Raw genomic sequence first — 16,545 nt, 5'->3', positions numbered from 1 at the left:
AATGTATTGACATTTTCTGTAAAAGGCGTAAAATAAAATTACATTAAGCGCGAGATTTGTGCAAGTATTATTGAAAAATAAAGCCCGATATGAAATAATATTTCACGAAGAAGCGGAAGAAAAAGTTAAGGAGGAAAAAAGATGAAATTTAGCACAATTATGAAAAAGGGTATTGCTGTTGGTCTGATTGGTGTGATGATGGCAGGTCTGGTTGCATGCGGAAGCAAAGAAGAGAGCAGCAGTTCCGACGATGCAAGTGATGAAAGTGGAGAAGCTGTGACATTGCAGTTCCAGCAGTGGTGGGGAGCAGAGCTTCCGGAAGGATATCTGGATGATATCTGCGCAAGTTTCGAAGAAGAGACAGGTATTAAGGTTGAGCTTCTGACAGCTCCTTGGGCTGACACAAAGACAGCTATTACAGCTGGTGCTACAAACGGCACAATCGCTGACATTATCAGTGTTGATGGTGCATGGCTTGCTGAGTTCGTTGATATGGGAATCCTTTCTGACGTAGAAGCAGCTGGTGTTGATACAAGTATCGTTGGTGATGTGTGGAAAGTGGACGGAACAGGATACGTTGTACCGGTTCTTAACTTTACATATCCAATGTATGTAAACATGGACATTCTTGAGGCAGCTGGTGTTGAAGCAATTCCTACAACATGGAGCGAACTGATCGATGCATGTAAGAAGATCACAGATGCTGGATATTCAGCATTCGCTTTAAACCTTGGAACAACAAATGCAAATGGTATCCAGAATGTATTTGGTGGAACAGGATGGGCATCAGGAATCAAGTTAAAAGACGATGATGGAAATTATGTAGTAGATGGTAACGAAGAACTTGCTTCTCTGGCTGAGTTATTCAAAACTCTGTATGACGATGGATCTTTATATCCAGGTATGAGCACACTGGAAGAGTCTGAGATGACAAGTAACTTTGCAGCTGGCAACTGTGCATTTACACTTGCTTCTGCAGCAACAATGAGCCAGTTCACAGATGTTAATTTTGAAGCTACAACAGTTCCTGTAAAAGATGGTTACGAAGGACAGAGTGGTATCTGCTATGCAAGCTGGGCAGTAGGTATCACAGAGAACTGCGAACATAAAGAAGAAGCAGCTAAATTCATCAACTACCTGCTTGGCGGTATTGATGGAAAAGATGGATCTGCATCTGCTGGATTAGCAGCTACAATGTCTGCATTCCCGAACAGCACAGTTGCTGAGCCGGATTACAGCGAAGCTCCAGAGCAGTTCCAGGCATTCTATGAACTGTACAAAGAGAACTATGTAATCAACGAATACATTGGTCTGCCAAACGCTTCTGATGTTATGACATCTATGACAAACGATCTTGTATTGTATCTGGAAGGTGATCTGGACTGCGATACAATGTTAGCAAACTGGCAGGGATATCTCGACGCAGCAGGAGAATAATATAGCTAATATAATTGTAACTATAAGAAATGGGGTCGGGGCTTGGCCCCATTTCTTTATTAAGTAAGACTTAATGTTAACGTATCTTTTGGAGGGATTCATTTTGAAATTATTAGGAAAGAAAACTGTACCATACAGATATCTCGCTCCGACATTAATTTTGATGATTGTATTCCTGGTAATACCTATTGGTATGGTAGTAAGTTACTCTTTCGTAGACAAAGCGGTTGTTTCAAAAAATCCGGCATTTGTCGGACTGGCAAATTACAAAGAGCTGTTTGCGAACAGCCAGTTCTGGAATGCAGTGTCTAATACCATTATCTTCGTGGTAGTAAGTGTAGTTGCGCATCTGGTAATCGGAATGATCTTTGCAATGCTTCTGAATTCAAAGTATTTCAAAACAAGAACAAAGACGATTGCGCGTGTATTTTACATACTTCCCTGGGTATTTACAGCATCAGTTGTTGCGATCTTATGGAAATTGATGTTACAGCCATCCGGAATTGTAGATTATCTGTTGTCATTTTTGCCACAGGTATCTCGTAACACAGAGTGGTTGAGTTCAAAGGATATTGCATTGGCAGTTATCTGTTTTATCAATATCTGGTGTGGTTATCCATTCTATATGATCAGTATTCTGGCGGGTCTGCAGGGAATCTCCGGTGATTTGTACGAAAGTGCTGCTATTGACGGAGCAACTGCAGTAAAGAGCTTCTTCCACATCACGCTTCCACAGTTGAAACCGATTCTGATCAGTATCGCAATGCTGGACTTTATCTGGACATTACAATCTTTCAACGTTATCTGGATGCTGACTGGAGGCGGACCGGTTAACTCTACAGAAATGCTGAGTATATTCATTTACAAACTGGCATTCCAGAAGGTAGATTATAGTATGGCATCTACAGCAGCTACCGTATTGCTGATTGTATGTATCTTTATTGCTATATTCTATGTAAGACAGCAGAAGAAAGTGAGGGAATAAAGAATGGTTGGTAGTTATAAAAGATGGGTGAAGGTTGTATTATCTATTCTTTTAGTGATTGGCGGCTTATTTGCAGCTTTCCCGATTTTCTGGATGTTCTGTTGTTCTCTGAAGGACAACTCTGCAATCTTTGCATGGCCGCCGAAGTTTTTTGATGATACAGCCAGCCTGTCATCATTTATTGCAGTCCTTACGGATTCTACGAAAGTAAGATTTTTTATCAACAGTTATATCGTATCAGGATGTGTTGTACTGGTAACGCTGTTCATTGGTATTCTGGCGGCTTACGCGTTCAGTCGTTTTGATTTCCCGGGAAAGGGAATCTTCAATTCACTGATTGTAAGTGTGCAGGCAATTCCGCCGATCGTACTTTTGATTCCTTATATGGGTATGATTGTTGCTCTGAAATTGTTTAATACGTATTTCGCATTAATCTTGACTTATTTGATAACAACACTTCCGTACTGCATCTTGATGATGACCGGATATTTTGATACACTGTCTAGGGAGCTTGATGAAGCGGTAATGATCGACGGTGGATCCAGATGGAAGGCATTGTGGTCTGTACTGGTTCCGATTTCTCTTCCGGGTATGGTTTCTGTAGGTATGTATACCTTCATGCAGGCATGGAACGAGTATCTGTTCGCGCTTGCATTGACACAGACAACAAATATGCGTACGGTACCTATTGGTATCAACTTGTTGATGGGACAGCATGCGTACGATTGGAGCCAGATGATGGCGATGAGCGTGTTGGGATCCATTCCAGTATTAATCTTGTTTATCTTCTTCCAGAAATACTTTATTGCCGGTATGTCTTCCGGTGGTGTAAAGGGTTAAGGGAAGCAGACAATATATTCAACACATTTATAAGAAAAGAGGATATTTATTATGTTAATGAACATGAAAGAATTACTTGCTGTAGCTAATGAACACAACTTTGCCGTTCCTGCATTCAATATCAGTGACTACAATATGTTTAACGGCATTATTGAGGCATCTGAAGAGAAAAACGCACCTGTAATTATCGCAATCCATCCGGATGAGTTAAGCCATACAACAACAGAGATGGTAAAAGGAATTATTGACAGAATAAATAAATCATCCGTTCCTGCAGTTATCCATCTTGATCATGGCGCTTCTTATGAGCAGGTTATCACAGCAATCCGTGCAGGATTTACTTCTGTTATGATTGATGCATCCAGCCAGCCATACGAAGGAAATGTTGCTACATGCCAGAAGGTATGTGAGGCGGCACACGCAGTAAACGTATCTGTAGAAGGTGAGTTGGGAACAATCGGAAATACAGACTCTGTAGAAACTACAGCACCGGATGAAATCTTATATACAGATCCACAGCAGGCAAAAGACTTTATCGAGAAAACAGGAATTGACTGCCTGGCAATCGCTATCGGAACCTGCCACGGAATTTATCCAAAGGATAAGAAGCCAGAGCTTCGTATTGATATTCTGGATGAAATTAAGAAGGTTGTTGATGCACCATTGGTACTTCACGGAGGATCTTCCAACAAGGATTCTGAGATTGCAAAATCTGTAGAGCATGGTGTAAACAAGATCAATATCTCCAGTGATATTAAAGCTGCTTACTACGCAAAAATGCGTGAAGTTTTGAAAGATGAATCTCTTCGTGAGCCAAATCAGATTCAGCCACCATGTGTAGAAGCAATGAAAGAAGTAGCTTATCAGAAGATCGACCTGTTCCAGGCTGCTGGAAAAGCTGCTCTTTACTAAGATTAAGGAGATTACACCATGAATGAAAGAATAGCATTAGGATTTCATACATGTGTAGATTATGAGCTGGTATGGGATACACATACCGTCGAAGAACAGATAAAAGCATTTGATATCCATGCAGATGAGTTGAAACTGGATATCGAAGTGAAAACAGAACGTGACATATGGGTTGCATGTCTCGCATTTCTGCGGGCGGGTATCGGGGGCGAGATGGTCCCCGACACCTGCGAAGCTTGTGTGGACTTCGCAAACCATTTTCAATATAAGGTCACATTAGGCGGTACGCCTACACGTGCGGCGATCATTCTCGACAAGCTCGGGTATGACAGTGTTCTTCAGACCAGCTGTTATAATGAACATGTGAAACGTCTGATGCCGGAACGTGTCCGTGTACTTCCGGGAGTGGCAGAGGACCATGATGAAATCTATCCGCACATTGTACTTCAGTGTTCAGGTGGAGTGAAAATTCAGGCCAATGACATTGAGTTTGTTACACCGAGGGAGAATCGCCTCCTGATTTCAAGAGATATCGACAGTCTGTATATGCCTGTCCTGGATGAAGAGTTCGGCAGGATGATTACGGATGCAGAAGTATTTCTTCTGGGATGTTTCAGTGAGATTCTGGAAAAGGATGTACTGGTTGATCGTGTGGGGAAGACGAAAGCATTGTTGTCACACCTGCCGCAGGATGCAATGGTTGTTCTGGAAGATGGATGTTATGTAAAAAAAGACTTCCGTTATTATGTGCATGAGCAGCTTGCACCGGTAACTGATGTGCTCAGTATGAATGAGGATGAGCTGCAGGAGTATATCGGAAAATCAATTAATATCCTGGATCCGGAAGCAGTACGTGATGCGGTAGAGTATGTATATGAAAAATCAGGAATTAAGATGATTCTGGTTCATTCTGCCGCATGGGCATTGGCATATGGAGAGAATGCAAAGGTAATGCGCCAGTCTCTGGAGGGCGGAGTTACAATGGCATCGACCCGATTCCGCATCGGTGATGGATTTACTACAGAAGATTATGAAGAGACAAAGAGCATTCCTGGAAAAGCAGACAGTATTGTGTTCTGTGAAAAACTCAGAGAAATGCTCGGCGAGCGTATCTACTGTATTCCTTGTAAAGATTTAAGCTACGTAGAACACCCGACGGTAGTTGGCCTTGGAGATTCTTTTGCAGGAGGACTTCTGCCGGGACTTCTGAAAGAAAACAGAGAATAACAGACAGCATACAAGAGGAGACATTATGTACGAAAAAGTTGGAAATATTTTAAAAATGGCACAGGAAAGCAACACATCAGTAATTTCTTTTATCTGTCAGGATTATGTAATGGCAAGATCTGTAGTATACGCTGCGGAAGCAACGAATACACCTGCACTTGTAATGTTATATCCTGAACATGTGACGATACAGCATACAACAGGTTTTGCCGGATATGCAGCTATGGTAAAAGAACTGGCAAATGAAGTGAAGGTGCCGATCGGACTTCATGCCGATCATGATTTCAGTTATGATGCTATCATGAACACGATCAATGCAGGTTTTGAGTCTGTTATGATGGATGGTTCCATGAATGATCTGGACAAAAATATTGCCGTTACAAAGCAGGTTGTAGATAAAGCTCATGCACTGGGTGTTCTTGTAGAAGGAGAGATCGGACATGTAGGACTGGCCGCTGACTCAGATAATTCAAAAGAAGATCTCTATACAAAGGCTGATGCTGCAGAAAAATTCTGCAGAGAAAGCGGTGTGGATTCTCTTGCAGTGTCCATTGGTAACGCACATGGTGAGTACAAGGAGACTCCGCATCTGGATATTGCACGCCTGGAGGAGATTCACGCAGCTACGAATGTGCCGCTGGTACTTCACGGCGGAAGTGGTATTCCGGACGATCAGCTGCTGGTAGCTTTCTCCAAGGGAATCAATAAATTCAATCTTGGTACGGAGTTCTTAGGAAAGTATTATGATGCGGTAGCTGCTTTTGCAAAAGAGAATATGGACAATCCGGATCCGGTTAAGATTATTAATATGCCGGAATATGTACAGTCCAGACTTCAGCCGTATCTGGAAGAGCGTATGAGAACATTGTGCCACTTCTAAACCAGGGAAGCGTCCCGGAACAGCAGTCTCAGAGATTATAGAAAATTTCACCTTACAAAACTGTCATATTGTGGTAAAATAAGTATGGTATTATATAACCGATATTGATATACTGGGGTGTGGGAGATTGGAGAAAGATAATATACTGGACAAAGAAGTCCTTGAAGTTGTGAAGGAGAGGTATGACGATATTTTTTCTGCGGAAAAGAAAGTGGCGGATTTTGTCTTGAGTAATCCGCAGAAAGTGGTGGATTCCAATGTGTCTGAACTGGCGAAGCAGAGTGGAGTAAGCGATGCTACCGTGGTTCGGATGTGCCATCATATCGGCTACTCTGGATATTATCAGTTTCGTATTACATTGGCGAGGGATCTTGGGAAAAAACAGTATGGGGATATGGTGATCCCCAAAAGTAAAGATGCTGTTGAAAAGGTGTTTCAAGGATATGCTGAGAATATGCTTGCAATTGGAAAGCAGATTGATACAGAGAACATGTGGAACTGTGTGAATTTGATAAAGACATGTAAGACGGTACATGTTATTGCAATTGGTAATACCAATGTACTGGCTCAATACATGGGATTCCGACTGGGACGTCTGGGTATCAGATGTACCTATGGACTGGCGGCAGAATATTTTATGAATCATGTTAATCTGGCAAGTAAGGAAGATATTTTAATTGCGATCTCAAAGTCAGGAACATCCAAGCCGGTGATTCTGGGAATGGAACTGGGAAAAGAAAAAGGGCTGAAAATGATAGCCATAACATCACACGTGCAGTCGCCGGTGTCAAAACTTGCGGACTACGTGCTGTTATCTTCGGGAAAGGCAGATCCTTTTAATTACTATAAGGAATATGCACACCTGAATGTCATGGCAGTAATTGATGCGCTGTTGAATTTTATTACGAATGAAGAACTGATTAAGACAAAGCAGGCTGACAAGCCGGAGATGATCTTATCGGGATATAAGTTGTAAATTGAAATACGGAAAACTCCGTCTGTTTGCGGGGAATGAGAAAAATAAAAACAGCAGGGATTTCATGAACAGAAGTTGGGCATGATAATGCCCTGCTGTTTATATATCAGTCATGTAAGAAAAGGAGATATCATTATGAAACGTTCAAGAATTAATCAGGTTATTAAAGACATGGAGCAGCTGATCAATGAGCACAGATTTGAGATCCCTCCATTTGCAAAGTGGACAGCAGAAGAATGGAACAGCATAGGACATGAATATGATGAAATCCGTGATAACAAACTGGGGTGGGACATTACTGATTATGGTCTTGGTAAGTTCGACGAAGTTGGATTCGCGCTTCTTACCATCCGTAACGGCAATCAGAAGATGCCGGAGAAATACCCGAAGACATATGCAGAGAAGCTTTTGATGTTATATGAAGGACAGACGGCACCGCTGCATTATCACGTGTCCAAGATGGAGGATATCATCAATCGTGGCGGAAATGATATCTACATTACTGTATACAATGGAACACCGGAGATGGAAAAACTGGATACAGATGTTGAGATCTTCAAGGATGGGAAAAGAGAAACTGTTCCGGCAGGAACCAAGGTGCTTCTGAAACCGGGAGAGAGTATCACAATTACACCATATCTGTATCATGACTTTGTGGTGCCGCAGACCGGCGGATCTGTTCTTCTTGGAGAAGTATCTATGTGCAATGATGATGAGAATGATAACTTCTTCTACGAGAGAATGGGAAGATTCCCGACAATCGAAGAAGATGAGCCTGCATATCGTCTGCTGTGTACGGAATATCCGGATGCAAAATAACAGGAGGACTCGTTGTGAATTTTGATATTAGTAATTCCTGTATATCTGTAAAAATCTCCGATACTGGTGCGGAACTTCAGTCGATTGTAAAAGATGATGTGGAATATCTGTGGGACGGAGATAAAGAATACTGGCCGGAAAGAGCACCTGTGCTCTTTCCTTATGTCGGACGTTTTACGGACGGAACATATACACTTGGTGGCCGTGAATATCATATGGATATTCATGGATTTGGAAGAAAACTTCCATACAAAGTGATAGAGTATGATCAGGAGCATATCGTCTTCGAACTGGAAGATACTGAGGAGACGTTTGAATCCTATCCGTATCATTTTCTGCTACGGATTATCTACAGATTGGAAAATAATCGGATTCTTGTTGAATATCTGGTAGAAAACCGGTCCGAAGAGATGATGTATTTCGGCATTGGTGGACATCCGGGGTTTCAGGTTCCGCTGGAGGATGGACTTGCATTTTCTGATTACTACCTTGAATTCTCCGGAATCGGACGTCCGGACAGAGTGGGGCATACGCCTGCCTGCTTCTTAAGTGGAATGAATAGTGAGTTCCCGCTGGAAGATGGAAGAAAGATCAGAATGCATCATAATATGTTTGATGATGATGCAATTGTCCTTCAGAATATGAGCAATGAAGTGACATTAAAATCTGATCGGGGAACAAGAAGCGTGACAGTCTCTTATCCGTCTATGGCATATCTGGGATTTTGGCACGCACCAAAGACGGAAGCACCTTATATCTGCATTGAACCGTGGACCTCTCTGCCGTCCAGACAGGATGTGGTGGAAGAGTTCAGCAACAAGAGCGATCTGGTACGACTTGGAGCAGGCAAGACTTATAAAAATCAGTGGAGCATTACCATCCGTTAGATGACGGGAATACCTTTCTCCTTGTTTTTTTCGCGTTAATGATATATAATGGAAAAAGCAAATAAATATGTCGTGTCAATGTAGTGATTTTCATGACTAGGAATTGGAGGAATACAATTATGTTAGTATCAGCAAAAGAAATGCTTGATAAAGCGGTAGCAGGCCATTACGCAGTAGGACAGTTCAATATTAACAACCTTGAGTGGACAAAAGCTATTCTTCTTACAGCAGAAGAGTGTAAGTCTCCTGTTATTCTTGGGGTATCTGAGGGTGCAGGAAAGTATATGACAGGATTTAAGACAGTAGCAGCTATGGTTGCAGCTATGATCGATGATCTCGGAATTACAGTTCCGGTTGCTCTTCATCTGGATCATGGTACTTATGATGGATGTTATAAATGTATTGAAGCCGGCTTCTCTTCCATTATGTTTGACGGATCCAAGTATCCAATCGAAGAGAACGTTGCAAAGACAAAAGAACTGATTGCAGTATGTAAAGAAAAAGGATTATCACTGGAAGCTGAAGTTGGTGCTATCGGCGGAGAAGAAGACGGAGTCATCGGACAGGGTGAATGTGCTGATCCTAACGAGTGTAAGATGATCGCGGATCTTGGCGTTGACATGCTGGCAGCAGGTATCGGTAACATTCATGGAAAATATCCGGCTAACTGGGCAGGATTAAGCTTTGAGACTCTGGATGCAATTCAGCAGCTGACAGGTGATATGCCACTGGTTCTCCACGGCGGAACAGGAATTCCAGAGGATATGATCAAGAAAGCAATCGATCTTGGAGTTGCAAAAATCAATGTTAATACAGAATGCCAGCTGGCTTTTGCAGATGCTACACGTAAGTATGTAGAAGCTGGAAAAGACCTGGAAGGAAAAGGATACGATCCTCGTAAATTATTGAAACCAGGTTTTGAAGCAATCAAAGAAACAGTAAAAACGAAGATGGAATTATTCGGTTCTGTTGGAAAAGCTGAATAATTAGTGAAAATTTTTACTTGCCTTTTTAAACTGTTTGAGGTATACTAACTGGCATAGAAAGAACAAAGGCGTTCCAGCTCAGGTTGGAGTGCCTTTTTCCAGTTATTCTTCATGGTCATACGGAAGAATAACTCTCTATAATACATAATAAGAAAGGAAACGAGGAGACATGAGTGAAGCATTTAATGTAGCCGATATTTTTGGCGAGGACGTATTTAATGACACTGTGATGCAGGAGCGTCTTCCAAAAAAAGTCTACAAAGATCTGAAAAAAACCATTGAAGAAGGTAAGGAGTTAGACCTTGCCACAGCAGATGTAATTGCACACGAGATGAAAGAATGGGCAATTGAGAAAGGGGCTACGCATTATACTCACTGGTTCCAGCCTCTTACCGGCGTGACTGCTGAGAAGCACGATTCCTTTATCTCCGCTCCACTGCCAAGTGGAAAGGTATTGATGAGCTTTTCTGGAAAGGAACTGATCAAAGGAGAGCCAGATGCATCATCCTTCCCATCCGGAGGACTTCGTGCAACGTTTGAAGCAAGAGGATATACAGCATGGGATTGTACCTCTCCTGCATTTGTAAGACATGATGCAGCAGGTGCAACGCTTTGTATTCCAACAGCCTTTTGCTCTTATAAGGGTGAGGCGCTTGACCAGAAAACTCCTCTTCTTCGTTCCATGCAGGCAATCAATGAGCAGTCTCTGAGACTGATCCGTCTGTTTGGAAATACAACATCTAAGAAAGTTACTCCTTCTGTAGGACCAGAGCAGGAATATTTCCTTGTAGATGCTGAGAAATTTTTACAGAGAAAGGACCTGATCTATACCGGTCGTACATTGTTTGGTGCAATGCCTCCAAAGGGACAGGAATTAGATGATCATTATTTTGGAACGATTCGTCAGAGAATCGCCGGATTTATGAAGGATGTTAATGAAGAACTCTGGAAAGTCGGAGTATCTGCAAAGACACAGCATAACGAAGTGGCACCGGCTCAGCACGAGCTTGCTCCGATCTATGCAGAAGCAAACGTAGCTGTAGACCACAACCATCTGGTAATGCAGACATTAAAGAGAGTTGCATGCAAGCATGGTATGAAGTGCCTGCTTCATGAGAAACCGTTTGCAGGAGTCAATGGTTCCGGTAAACATGATAACTGGTCTCTGACTACAGATGATGGAAAGAACCTGCTTGATCCGGGCAAGACGCCTCACGAAAATGTGCAGTTCCTTCTGGTACTTACCTGTATTCTGAAGGCAGTAGATGAACATGCAGATCTTCTGCGTGAATCTGCAGCAGATCCGGGAAATGATCACAGACTGGGAGCAAATGAAGCACCACCGGCAATCATCTCCGTATTCCTTGGCGAGCAGCTTGAGGATGTGCTGGATCAGCTGATCAGCACCGGTGCAGCTACACACAGTCTGAAGGGCGGTAAGCTGGAGACAGGCGTAAGTACTCTGCCGGATCTTGCAAAAGATGCGACAGACCGTAACAGAACATCACCATTTGCATTTACAGGTAATAAATTTGAATTCCGTATGGTAGGTTCCCGTGATTCTATTGCAGGACCAAACGTTGTATTGAATACCATCGTTGCAGAAGCATTTGCAGAGGCGTGTGATGTACTGGAAAATGCAGAAGATTTTGATGCTGCAGTACATGATCTGATCAAAAAGTATGCGACAGATCATCAGCGTGTGGTATTTAACGGTAATGGATATTCTGATGAATGGGTAGAAGAAGCTGAAAGACGTGGACTTCCAAATATCAAATCCATGGTTGAGGCAATTCCTGCGCTTACAACAGAAAAGACTGTATCCATGTTTGAAAAATTCAAAGTATTTACAAGAGCTGAGCTTGAGTCCCGTGCGGAGATCAAGTACGAGAACTATTCTAAGGCAATCAATATTGAGGCACGTACTATGATCGATATGGCAAGCAAGCAGATCATTCCGGCTGTAATCAAGTATACGAAATCTCTTGCAGATACCGTTGTAGTTGTAAAACAGGCAGGTGCAGATGCGTCCGTACAGGCAGAGCTTCTCACAGAGATCTCCGGACTTCTTGCTGAGGCTAAGAAAGCACTGGAAGAACTGATCGTGATCACGGATAAGGCAGCAGAGATGGAAGAGGGAGCAGATCAGGCAAAATTCTATCACTTTGATGTAGTGCCTGCAATGGCAGCTCTCCGTGCTCCTGTAGATAAACTTGAGATGATCGTAGATAAGGAAGCATGGCCAATGCCTTCTTATGGCGATCTGATGTTCGAAGTATAATCAGTTAAGAAATACGTTAGAAAAATTTAAGAACCCCGGACTTGGAATGGTTATGTGAATATGCTATTCTAAGTTCGGGATATTTTATATCAGGAGGACATCCATGACGAAAATAGTATTTCTGGACAAACTGAAAAAAGCATTAGGCAACGATCTGCCGGGGGCTGTCGTTCAGGAGCATGTGAATTATTATCATAATTATATTAATGAAGAGATTGGAAAAGGCAGAAGTGAAGCAGAAGTTATTCGCGAACTTGGCGATCCATGGGCAATTGCCAGGAACATCATTGCTTCAGAAGAGATTAAAGGGAATGCAAAAGAAACATATGACAGTTATGAACCAGAGCGTCAGGCGGATCATACATGGAATCGGAATACAGCTGTACACGTATTTGGAATAGATAGTTGGTGGAAGAAGCTGCTGCTCATACTGGGAGTGATCGGAGTATTTCTGGTGATAGGAGCCGTCATTGGCGGGCTGATCTCTCTTCTCATGCCTTTGATTCCTGTGTTGATCGTAATCTGGCTCGTAATTCGTGTACTGAACAGACGACGATGAAGAATGAAGTAACCGGAAACGGAATAATGGAGCAAAAAAAGATCGATGGGGGAGCCATCGATCTTTTGAGGGGAGTATAAATAATTAATAAGGGGTTGTAGAAAGTTTTCTTTCTACATGATTCAGTATAATATAGCAGAAAATAAACAGCAAGAAAAATATTAAAAAAAACTTAATATATTTGTTTTTTTATTTTTGCGGGAAATAGCACATAAAAATTCCGAAACAGGACAGAATATGTCTTGTAACAAAATTGATTAGGAGGAATTGATATGGCTAAGAATTATAGTTCATCTAACAGCAGCCAGAATGCATCCAATAAGAATGCATCTGACAGAAACGCATCTGACATGAACTCAACGAACAGAAGTGCATCTAATAAGAATGCATCTCAGAATTCAACAAACAGAAATGCATCCAATAAGAATGCATCTCAGAGTTCAACCAACAAAAATTCATATAACACAGGCAACGAAAGTAATCATTATTAAGACGACGACAGGAGTGCAAGGGACATGCAGATATGCATGTCCCTTGCGCTGTCGGCGATATTATGATATAAGTAAAGATAGCAAAAATGAAAGCACATATGGAGAACAGAATGAAAAAAACAGAATTGATCGCGCCGTGTCATTTTGGTCTGGAAGCGGTGTTGAAAAGAGAAATACAGGATCTGGGATATGAAATATCGGAAGTGGAAGATGGGAGAGTAACATTTTACGGAGATGCAGAAGCTGTCTGTCGTGCAAATGTTTTTTTGAGGACGGCGGAGAGAATCCTGTGGAAAGTAGGAGATTTTCGGGCGGAGACATTTGACGAGCTGTTTGAAAAGACCAGAGCACTTCCGTGGGAAGAGTTTATTCCGAAAGACGGGAAATTCTGGGTTGCCAAGGCTGCTTCCGTCAAGAGCAAGCTGTTCAGTCCTTCAGACATTCAGTCTATTATGAAAAAAGCAATGGTGAGAAGGATGGAGGAACACTATCATATGAAGTGGTTTCCGGAAGATGGTGCCTCCTATCCTGTGAGGGTGTTCTTGAAAAAAGATATTGTGACGGTTGGAATCGATGCATCCGGTGTGTCTCTTCACAAAAGAGGATATCGAGAGGTGGCGGGAAAGGCACCGATCACGGAGACGCTGGCAGCGGCGCTCATCATGCTGACTCCATGGCACAAAGACAGAGTGCTGGTAGATCCGTTCTGCGGAAGCGGAACATTTCCAATTGAAGCTGCCATGATGGCGGCAAACATTGCACCAGGGATGAATCGAAGCTTTACGGCAGAGACATGGACGAATCTGATCCCGAAAAAGTTGTGGTATGATACGATAGATGAGGCGAATGATCTGATTGATGATCAGATTGATACTGATATACAGGGATATGATATTGACGGTTCTGTGATTAAGATTGCAAGGCGTAATGCAAGAGAAGCCGGAGTAGATCATCTGATCCATTTTCAGGAGCGTGATATCAAAGATCTGAGTCATCCGAAAAAGTATGGATTTATTATCACAAATCCACCTTACGGGGAGAGACTGGAAGATAAAAAAGATCTTCCGGAATTGTATGGAACGTTCGGAGAGAGCTTTAAACGTCTGGATACATGGTCTGCGTACATGATTACTTCTTATGAGGATGCAGAACGGTATTTTGGGAGAAAAGCTGATAAAAACCGAAAGATATATAATGGAATGCTGAAAACGTACTATTATCAGTTCCTCGGACCACGTCCGCCGAAGCAGAAGAAAACAGACAGATAGAATGAAAGGAAGTACCATGATGGAAAAGATCATATTTGCAACCGGAAATAAAAATAAGATGATAGAGATTAGAGCAATTCTAAGTGATCTCGGTGTAGAGATTCTGTCTCAGAAGGAGGCGGGAATCCATGCGGATGTAGTAGAGGATGGCACAACTTTTGAAGAAAATGCGCTGATTAAGGCAACGGAGATTGCAAAGATTGCTGCAAAAATGCCTGAATACCAGAATGCAGTCGTCCTGGCAGATGACTCTGGATTGGAGATTGATTACCTGAATAAAGAACCCGGCATCTATTCAGCGCGCTATATGGGAGAAGATACTTCTTATGATATTAAGAATCAGTCGTTGATTGACCGTCTTGACGGGGTTGCGGATGAACAGAGAACCGCAAGATTCGTGTGTGCAATTGCAGCAGCATTTCCAGATGGTTCGAATGCAGTGGTACGTGGAACCATGGAAGGACGAATCGGACATGAGATCGCCGGAGAGAATGGATTTGGGTATGATCCGATCTTTTTCCTGCCGGAGTATGGATGTACCAGTGCGGAGCTGTCTCCGGAAAAGAAAAATGAACTGAGCCATCGTGGAGAGGGTTTAAGGAAAATGAGAGCCATCCTGAGTAAGAAGGCAGAGAATGTGAATAATAAGTGAGGTCCATATGAAAATACTGATTGTAAGTGATACACACAGGCAGCACAGAAATCTGGAAAAGGCGATTGAAAAAGAACGCCCGTTTGATATGCTGATTCATCTGGGAGACGTAGAAGGCGGAGATGATTATATAGCCGCTCTCGCAGAATGTCCGACGTATTTTGTGCGTGGAAATAATGATTTCTTTTCGGATCTCCCGGCAGAGGATGAGCTTATGGTAGAGGGATACCATATATTCATTACTCACGGACATGCATATTATGTGTCTATGGGAGAAGAACGTCTGATACAGGAAGCCAAAGAGAGGGGCGCAGACATTGTAATGTATGGGCATACCCACAGACCTGCATGCAGAAAAGATGAGAATCTGCTGATTCTGAATCCGGGAAGCATGTCCTATCCGAGGCAGGAGGGGAGACGGCCGAGTTATATGGTGATGCATATTGATGAACAGAGAAGGGTGGAAGTGATACAGGAATATTTATAAGACAGTAAAATTTCCGAAAATAAAAAAAATAAAAAAAGTTGTTGACAAGCTGGGGTGGTTCGGATATAATAAGTCATGTGTCACGGAGAAAACTGCTTGATACAGAAAATAAAACCGGGGTGTGGCTCAGCTTGGCTAGAGCGCCTGGTTTGGGACCAGGAGGTCGCAGGTTCAAATCCTGTCACCCCGATCTGATATGCGGGTGTAGTTCAATGGTAGAACACCAGCCTTCCAAGCTGGATACGTGGGTTCGATTCCCATCACCCGCTTTCTTAAAGCCTGTAAGCTTTAAGATGAGTAGTTCTAAGGAGCTAGTCTTATGAGTCTGTAGCTCAGCTGGATAGAGCAACGGCCTTCTAAGCCGTAGGTCGAGGGTTCGAATCCCCCCAGGCTCGTTAGAACCACACAATTGAATATGGTGGTACTTAGTTGGACAGGATAGTTCGATAAGTAATATATATGGTGGGTATGGTGCAGTTGGTTAGCGCGCCAGATTGTGGTTCTGGATATCAAGGGTTCGAGTCCCTTTACCCACCTTTTTTTCTTTTATTGGGCTATCGCCAAGCGGTAAGGCACAGGACTTTGACTCCTGCATTCGTTGGTTCGAATCCAACTAGCCCAGCTATTATGGGCGTGTAGCTCAGGTGGTAGAGCACTTGACTTTTAATCAAGTTGTCCGGGGTTCGAATCCCCGCACGCTCACTTTATAAAATAGCGTAAATCCGGTATTTCAAGGATTTGCGTTATTTTTTTATTACAGGCTGGTGACAGTGTCTCTGAAGTAGGCTTCAGGGCGGTAATGGATACGAAAGAGCCACTGGTTTTATAATGCATTTAATTCGGAATAAGTAGATATTT

General features: G+C 42.6%; 16 protein-coding genes and 6 tRNA genes. All 22 read left to right on the top strand.

What is annotated here, in order from left to right:
* Positions 1–141 precede the first annotated feature (141 nt).
* The 22 genes from JQM82_RS09805 (at position 142) to JQM82_RS09700 (ending at position 16,389) form a co-directional block, all read left to right on the top strand.
* The gene (locus JQM82_RS09805) at positions 142–1,437 is read left to right on the top strand and encodes an ABC transporter substrate-binding protein (protein WP_235250030.1); all 1,296 of its coding nucleotides are present in this window, start codon (positions 142–144) and stop codon (positions 1,435–1,437) included.
* 103 nt (positions 1,438–1,540) lie between these two features.
* Positions 1,541–2,422 (top strand): carbohydrate ABC transporter permease, encoded by an 882-nt coding sequence (locus JQM82_RS09800; protein ID WP_235250028.1) that lies wholly within the window; start codon positions 1,541–1,543, stop codon positions 2,420–2,422.
* Positions 2,423–2,425: 3 nt separating this feature from the next.
* Entirely contained in the window at positions 2,426–3,262 is an 837-nt protein-coding gene (locus JQM82_RS09795) for a carbohydrate ABC transporter permease (RefSeq protein WP_235250026.1), read from the top strand.
* 51 nt (positions 3,263–3,313) lie between these two features.
* On the top strand, positions 3,314–4,174 hold the full coding sequence (locus tag JQM82_RS09790) for a ketose-bisphosphate aldolase (protein WP_235250025.1): 861 nt from the start codon (positions 3,314–3,316) through the stop codon (positions 4,172–4,174).
* Between the two features lie 18 nt (positions 4,175–4,192).
* Positions 4,193–5,401 (top strand): ADP-dependent glucokinase/phosphofructokinase, encoded by a 1,209-nt coding sequence (locus tag JQM82_RS09785; protein ID WP_235250024.1) that lies wholly within the window; start codon positions 4,193–4,195, stop codon positions 5,399–5,401.
* Positions 5,402–5,426: 25 nt separating this feature from the next.
* Positions 5,427–6,281, top strand: a complete 855-nt coding sequence (locus tag JQM82_RS09780) for a class II fructose-bisphosphate aldolase (protein ID WP_235250021.1) — start codon at positions 5,427–5,429, stop codon at positions 6,279–6,281.
* A 127-nt stretch (positions 6,282–6,408) separates the two neighbouring features.
* A complete protein-coding gene (locus tag JQM82_RS09775; RefSeq protein ID WP_235250019.1) occupies positions 6,409–7,257 on the top strand; it encodes a MurR/RpiR family transcriptional regulator in 849 nt (282 codons plus the stop codon).
* A gap of 135 nt (positions 7,258–7,392) precedes the next feature.
* Positions 7,393–8,076 (top strand): D-lyxose/D-mannose family sugar isomerase, encoded by a 684-nt coding sequence (locus tag JQM82_RS09770; RefSeq protein WP_235250017.1) that lies wholly within the window; start codon positions 7,393–7,395, stop codon positions 8,074–8,076.
* 14 nt (positions 8,077–8,090) lie between these two features.
* Positions 8,091–8,963 carry an aldose 1-epimerase family protein gene (locus JQM82_RS09765; RefSeq protein ID WP_235250015.1) on the top strand — a complete coding sequence of 291 codons (873 nt, stop codon included), beginning with the start codon at positions 8,091–8,093 and terminating at the stop codon, positions 8,961–8,963.
* Positions 8,964–9,082: 119 nt separating this feature from the next.
* Positions 9,083–9,949, top strand: coding sequence for a class II fructose-1,6-bisphosphate aldolase (fba, locus tag JQM82_RS09760; RefSeq protein ID WP_235250014.1), 867 nt, complete (start codon positions 9,083–9,085; stop codon positions 9,947–9,949).
* A gap of 169 nt (positions 9,950–10,118) precedes the next feature.
* Positions 10,119–12,230, top strand: a complete 2,112-nt coding sequence (locus JQM82_RS09755) for a glutamine synthetase III (protein ID WP_235250012.1) — start codon at positions 10,119–10,121, stop codon at positions 12,228–12,230.
* 103 nt (positions 12,231–12,333) lie between these two features.
* Complete coding sequence (locus tag JQM82_RS09750) at positions 12,334–12,789, top strand: DUF1700 domain-containing protein (protein ID WP_235250011.1); 456 nt, start codon at positions 12,334–12,336, stop codon at positions 12,787–12,789.
* A 272-nt stretch (positions 12,790–13,061) separates the two neighbouring features.
* A complete protein-coding gene (locus JQM82_RS09745; RefSeq protein ID WP_235250008.1) occupies positions 13,062–13,280 on the top strand; it encodes a hypothetical protein in 219 nt (72 codons plus the stop codon).
* 110 nt (positions 13,281–13,390) lie between these two features.
* Positions 13,391–14,548: a THUMP domain-containing class I SAM-dependent RNA methyltransferase gene (locus tag JQM82_RS09740; RefSeq protein WP_235250006.1), complete on the top strand. Its 1,158-nt coding sequence runs from the start codon at positions 13,391–13,393 to the stop codon at positions 14,546–14,548.
* 16 nt (positions 14,549–14,564) lie between these two features.
* Positions 14,565–15,200: an RdgB/HAM1 family non-canonical purine NTP pyrophosphatase gene (gene rdgB / locus JQM82_RS09735; protein WP_235250004.1), complete on the top strand. Its 636-nt coding sequence runs from the start codon at positions 14,565–14,567 to the stop codon at positions 15,198–15,200.
* Positions 15,201–15,207: 7 nt separating this feature from the next.
* Complete coding sequence (locus JQM82_RS09730; RefSeq protein WP_235250002.1) at positions 15,208–15,687, top strand: metallophosphoesterase family protein; 480 nt, start codon at positions 15,208–15,210, stop codon at positions 15,685–15,687.
* 115 nt (positions 15,688–15,802) lie between these two features.
* A tRNA-Pro gene (locus tag JQM82_RS09725) sits at positions 15,803–15,877 on the top strand.
* An 8-nt stretch (positions 15,878–15,885) separates the two neighbouring features.
* Positions 15,886–15,956: transfer RNA gene (locus tag JQM82_RS09720), tRNA-Gly, on the top strand.
* A gap of 52 nt (positions 15,957–16,008) precedes the next feature.
* Positions 16,009–16,082 (top strand) — tRNA-Arg (locus tag JQM82_RS09715).
* 67 nt (positions 16,083–16,149) lie between these two features.
* Positions 16,150–16,223: transfer RNA gene (locus tag JQM82_RS09710), tRNA-His, on the top strand.
* A gap of 14 nt (positions 16,224–16,237) precedes the next feature.
* A tRNA-Gln gene (locus JQM82_RS09705) sits at positions 16,238–16,309 on the top strand.
* Between the two features lie 7 nt (positions 16,310–16,316).
* Positions 16,317–16,389: transfer RNA gene (locus JQM82_RS09700), tRNA-Lys, on the top strand.
* The last annotated feature ends 156 nt before the right edge of the window (positions 16,390–16,545 follow it).

Source organism: Faecalicatena contorta (assembly GCF_021531995.1).
GTDB lineage: Bacteria > Bacillota > Clostridia > Lachnospirales > Lachnospiraceae > Dorea_A > Dorea_A contorta_A.
This window is presented reverse-complemented; position numbering and strand designations above follow the sequence as displayed.

Bases quoted from the DNA above. Each gene is read 5' to 3' on its own strand.
- JQM82_RS09805 (WP_235250030.1), top strand. From the start codon at position 142: ATGAAATTTAGCACAATTATGAAAAAGGGTATTGCTGTTGGTCTGATT.
- JQM82_RS09795 (WP_235250026.1), top strand. From the start codon at position 2,426: ATGGTTGGTAGTTATAAAAGATGGGTGAAGGTTGTATTATCTATTCTT.
- JQM82_RS09790 (WP_235250025.1), top strand. From the start codon at position 3,314: ATGTTAATGAACATGAAAGAATTACTTGCTGTAGCTAATGAACACAAC.
- JQM82_RS09785 (WP_235250024.1), top strand. From the start codon at position 4,193: ATGAATGAAAGAATAGCATTAGGATTTCATACATGTGTAGATTATGAG.
- JQM82_RS09780 (WP_235250021.1), top strand. From the start codon at position 5,427: ATGTACGAAAAAGTTGGAAATATTTTAAAAATGGCACAGGAAAGCAAC.
- JQM82_RS09770 (WP_235250017.1), top strand. From the start codon at position 7,393: ATGAAACGTTCAAGAATTAATCAGGTTATTAAAGACATGGAGCAGCTG.
- fba (WP_235250014.1), top strand. From the start codon at position 9,083: ATGTTAGTATCAGCAAAAGAAATGCTTGATAAAGCGGTAGCAGGCCAT.
- JQM82_RS09755 (WP_235250012.1), top strand. From the start codon at position 10,119: ATGAGTGAAGCATTTAATGTAGCCGATATTTTTGGCGAGGACGTATTT.
- JQM82_RS09750 (WP_235250011.1), top strand. From the start codon at position 12,334: ATGACGAAAATAGTATTTCTGGACAAACTGAAAAAAGCATTAGGCAAC.
- JQM82_RS09745 (WP_235250008.1), top strand. From the start codon at position 13,062: ATGGCTAAGAATTATAGTTCATCTAACAGCAGCCAGAATGCATCCAAT.
- JQM82_RS09740 (WP_235250006.1), top strand. From the start codon at position 13,391: ATGAAAAAAACAGAATTGATCGCGCCGTGTCATTTTGGTCTGGAAGCG.
- rdgB (WP_235250004.1), top strand. From the start codon at position 14,565: ATGATGGAAAAGATCATATTTGCAACCGGAAATAAAAATAAGATGATA.
- JQM82_RS09730 (WP_235250002.1), top strand. From the start codon at position 15,208: ATGAAAATACTGATTGTAAGTGATACACACAGGCAGCACAGAAATCTG.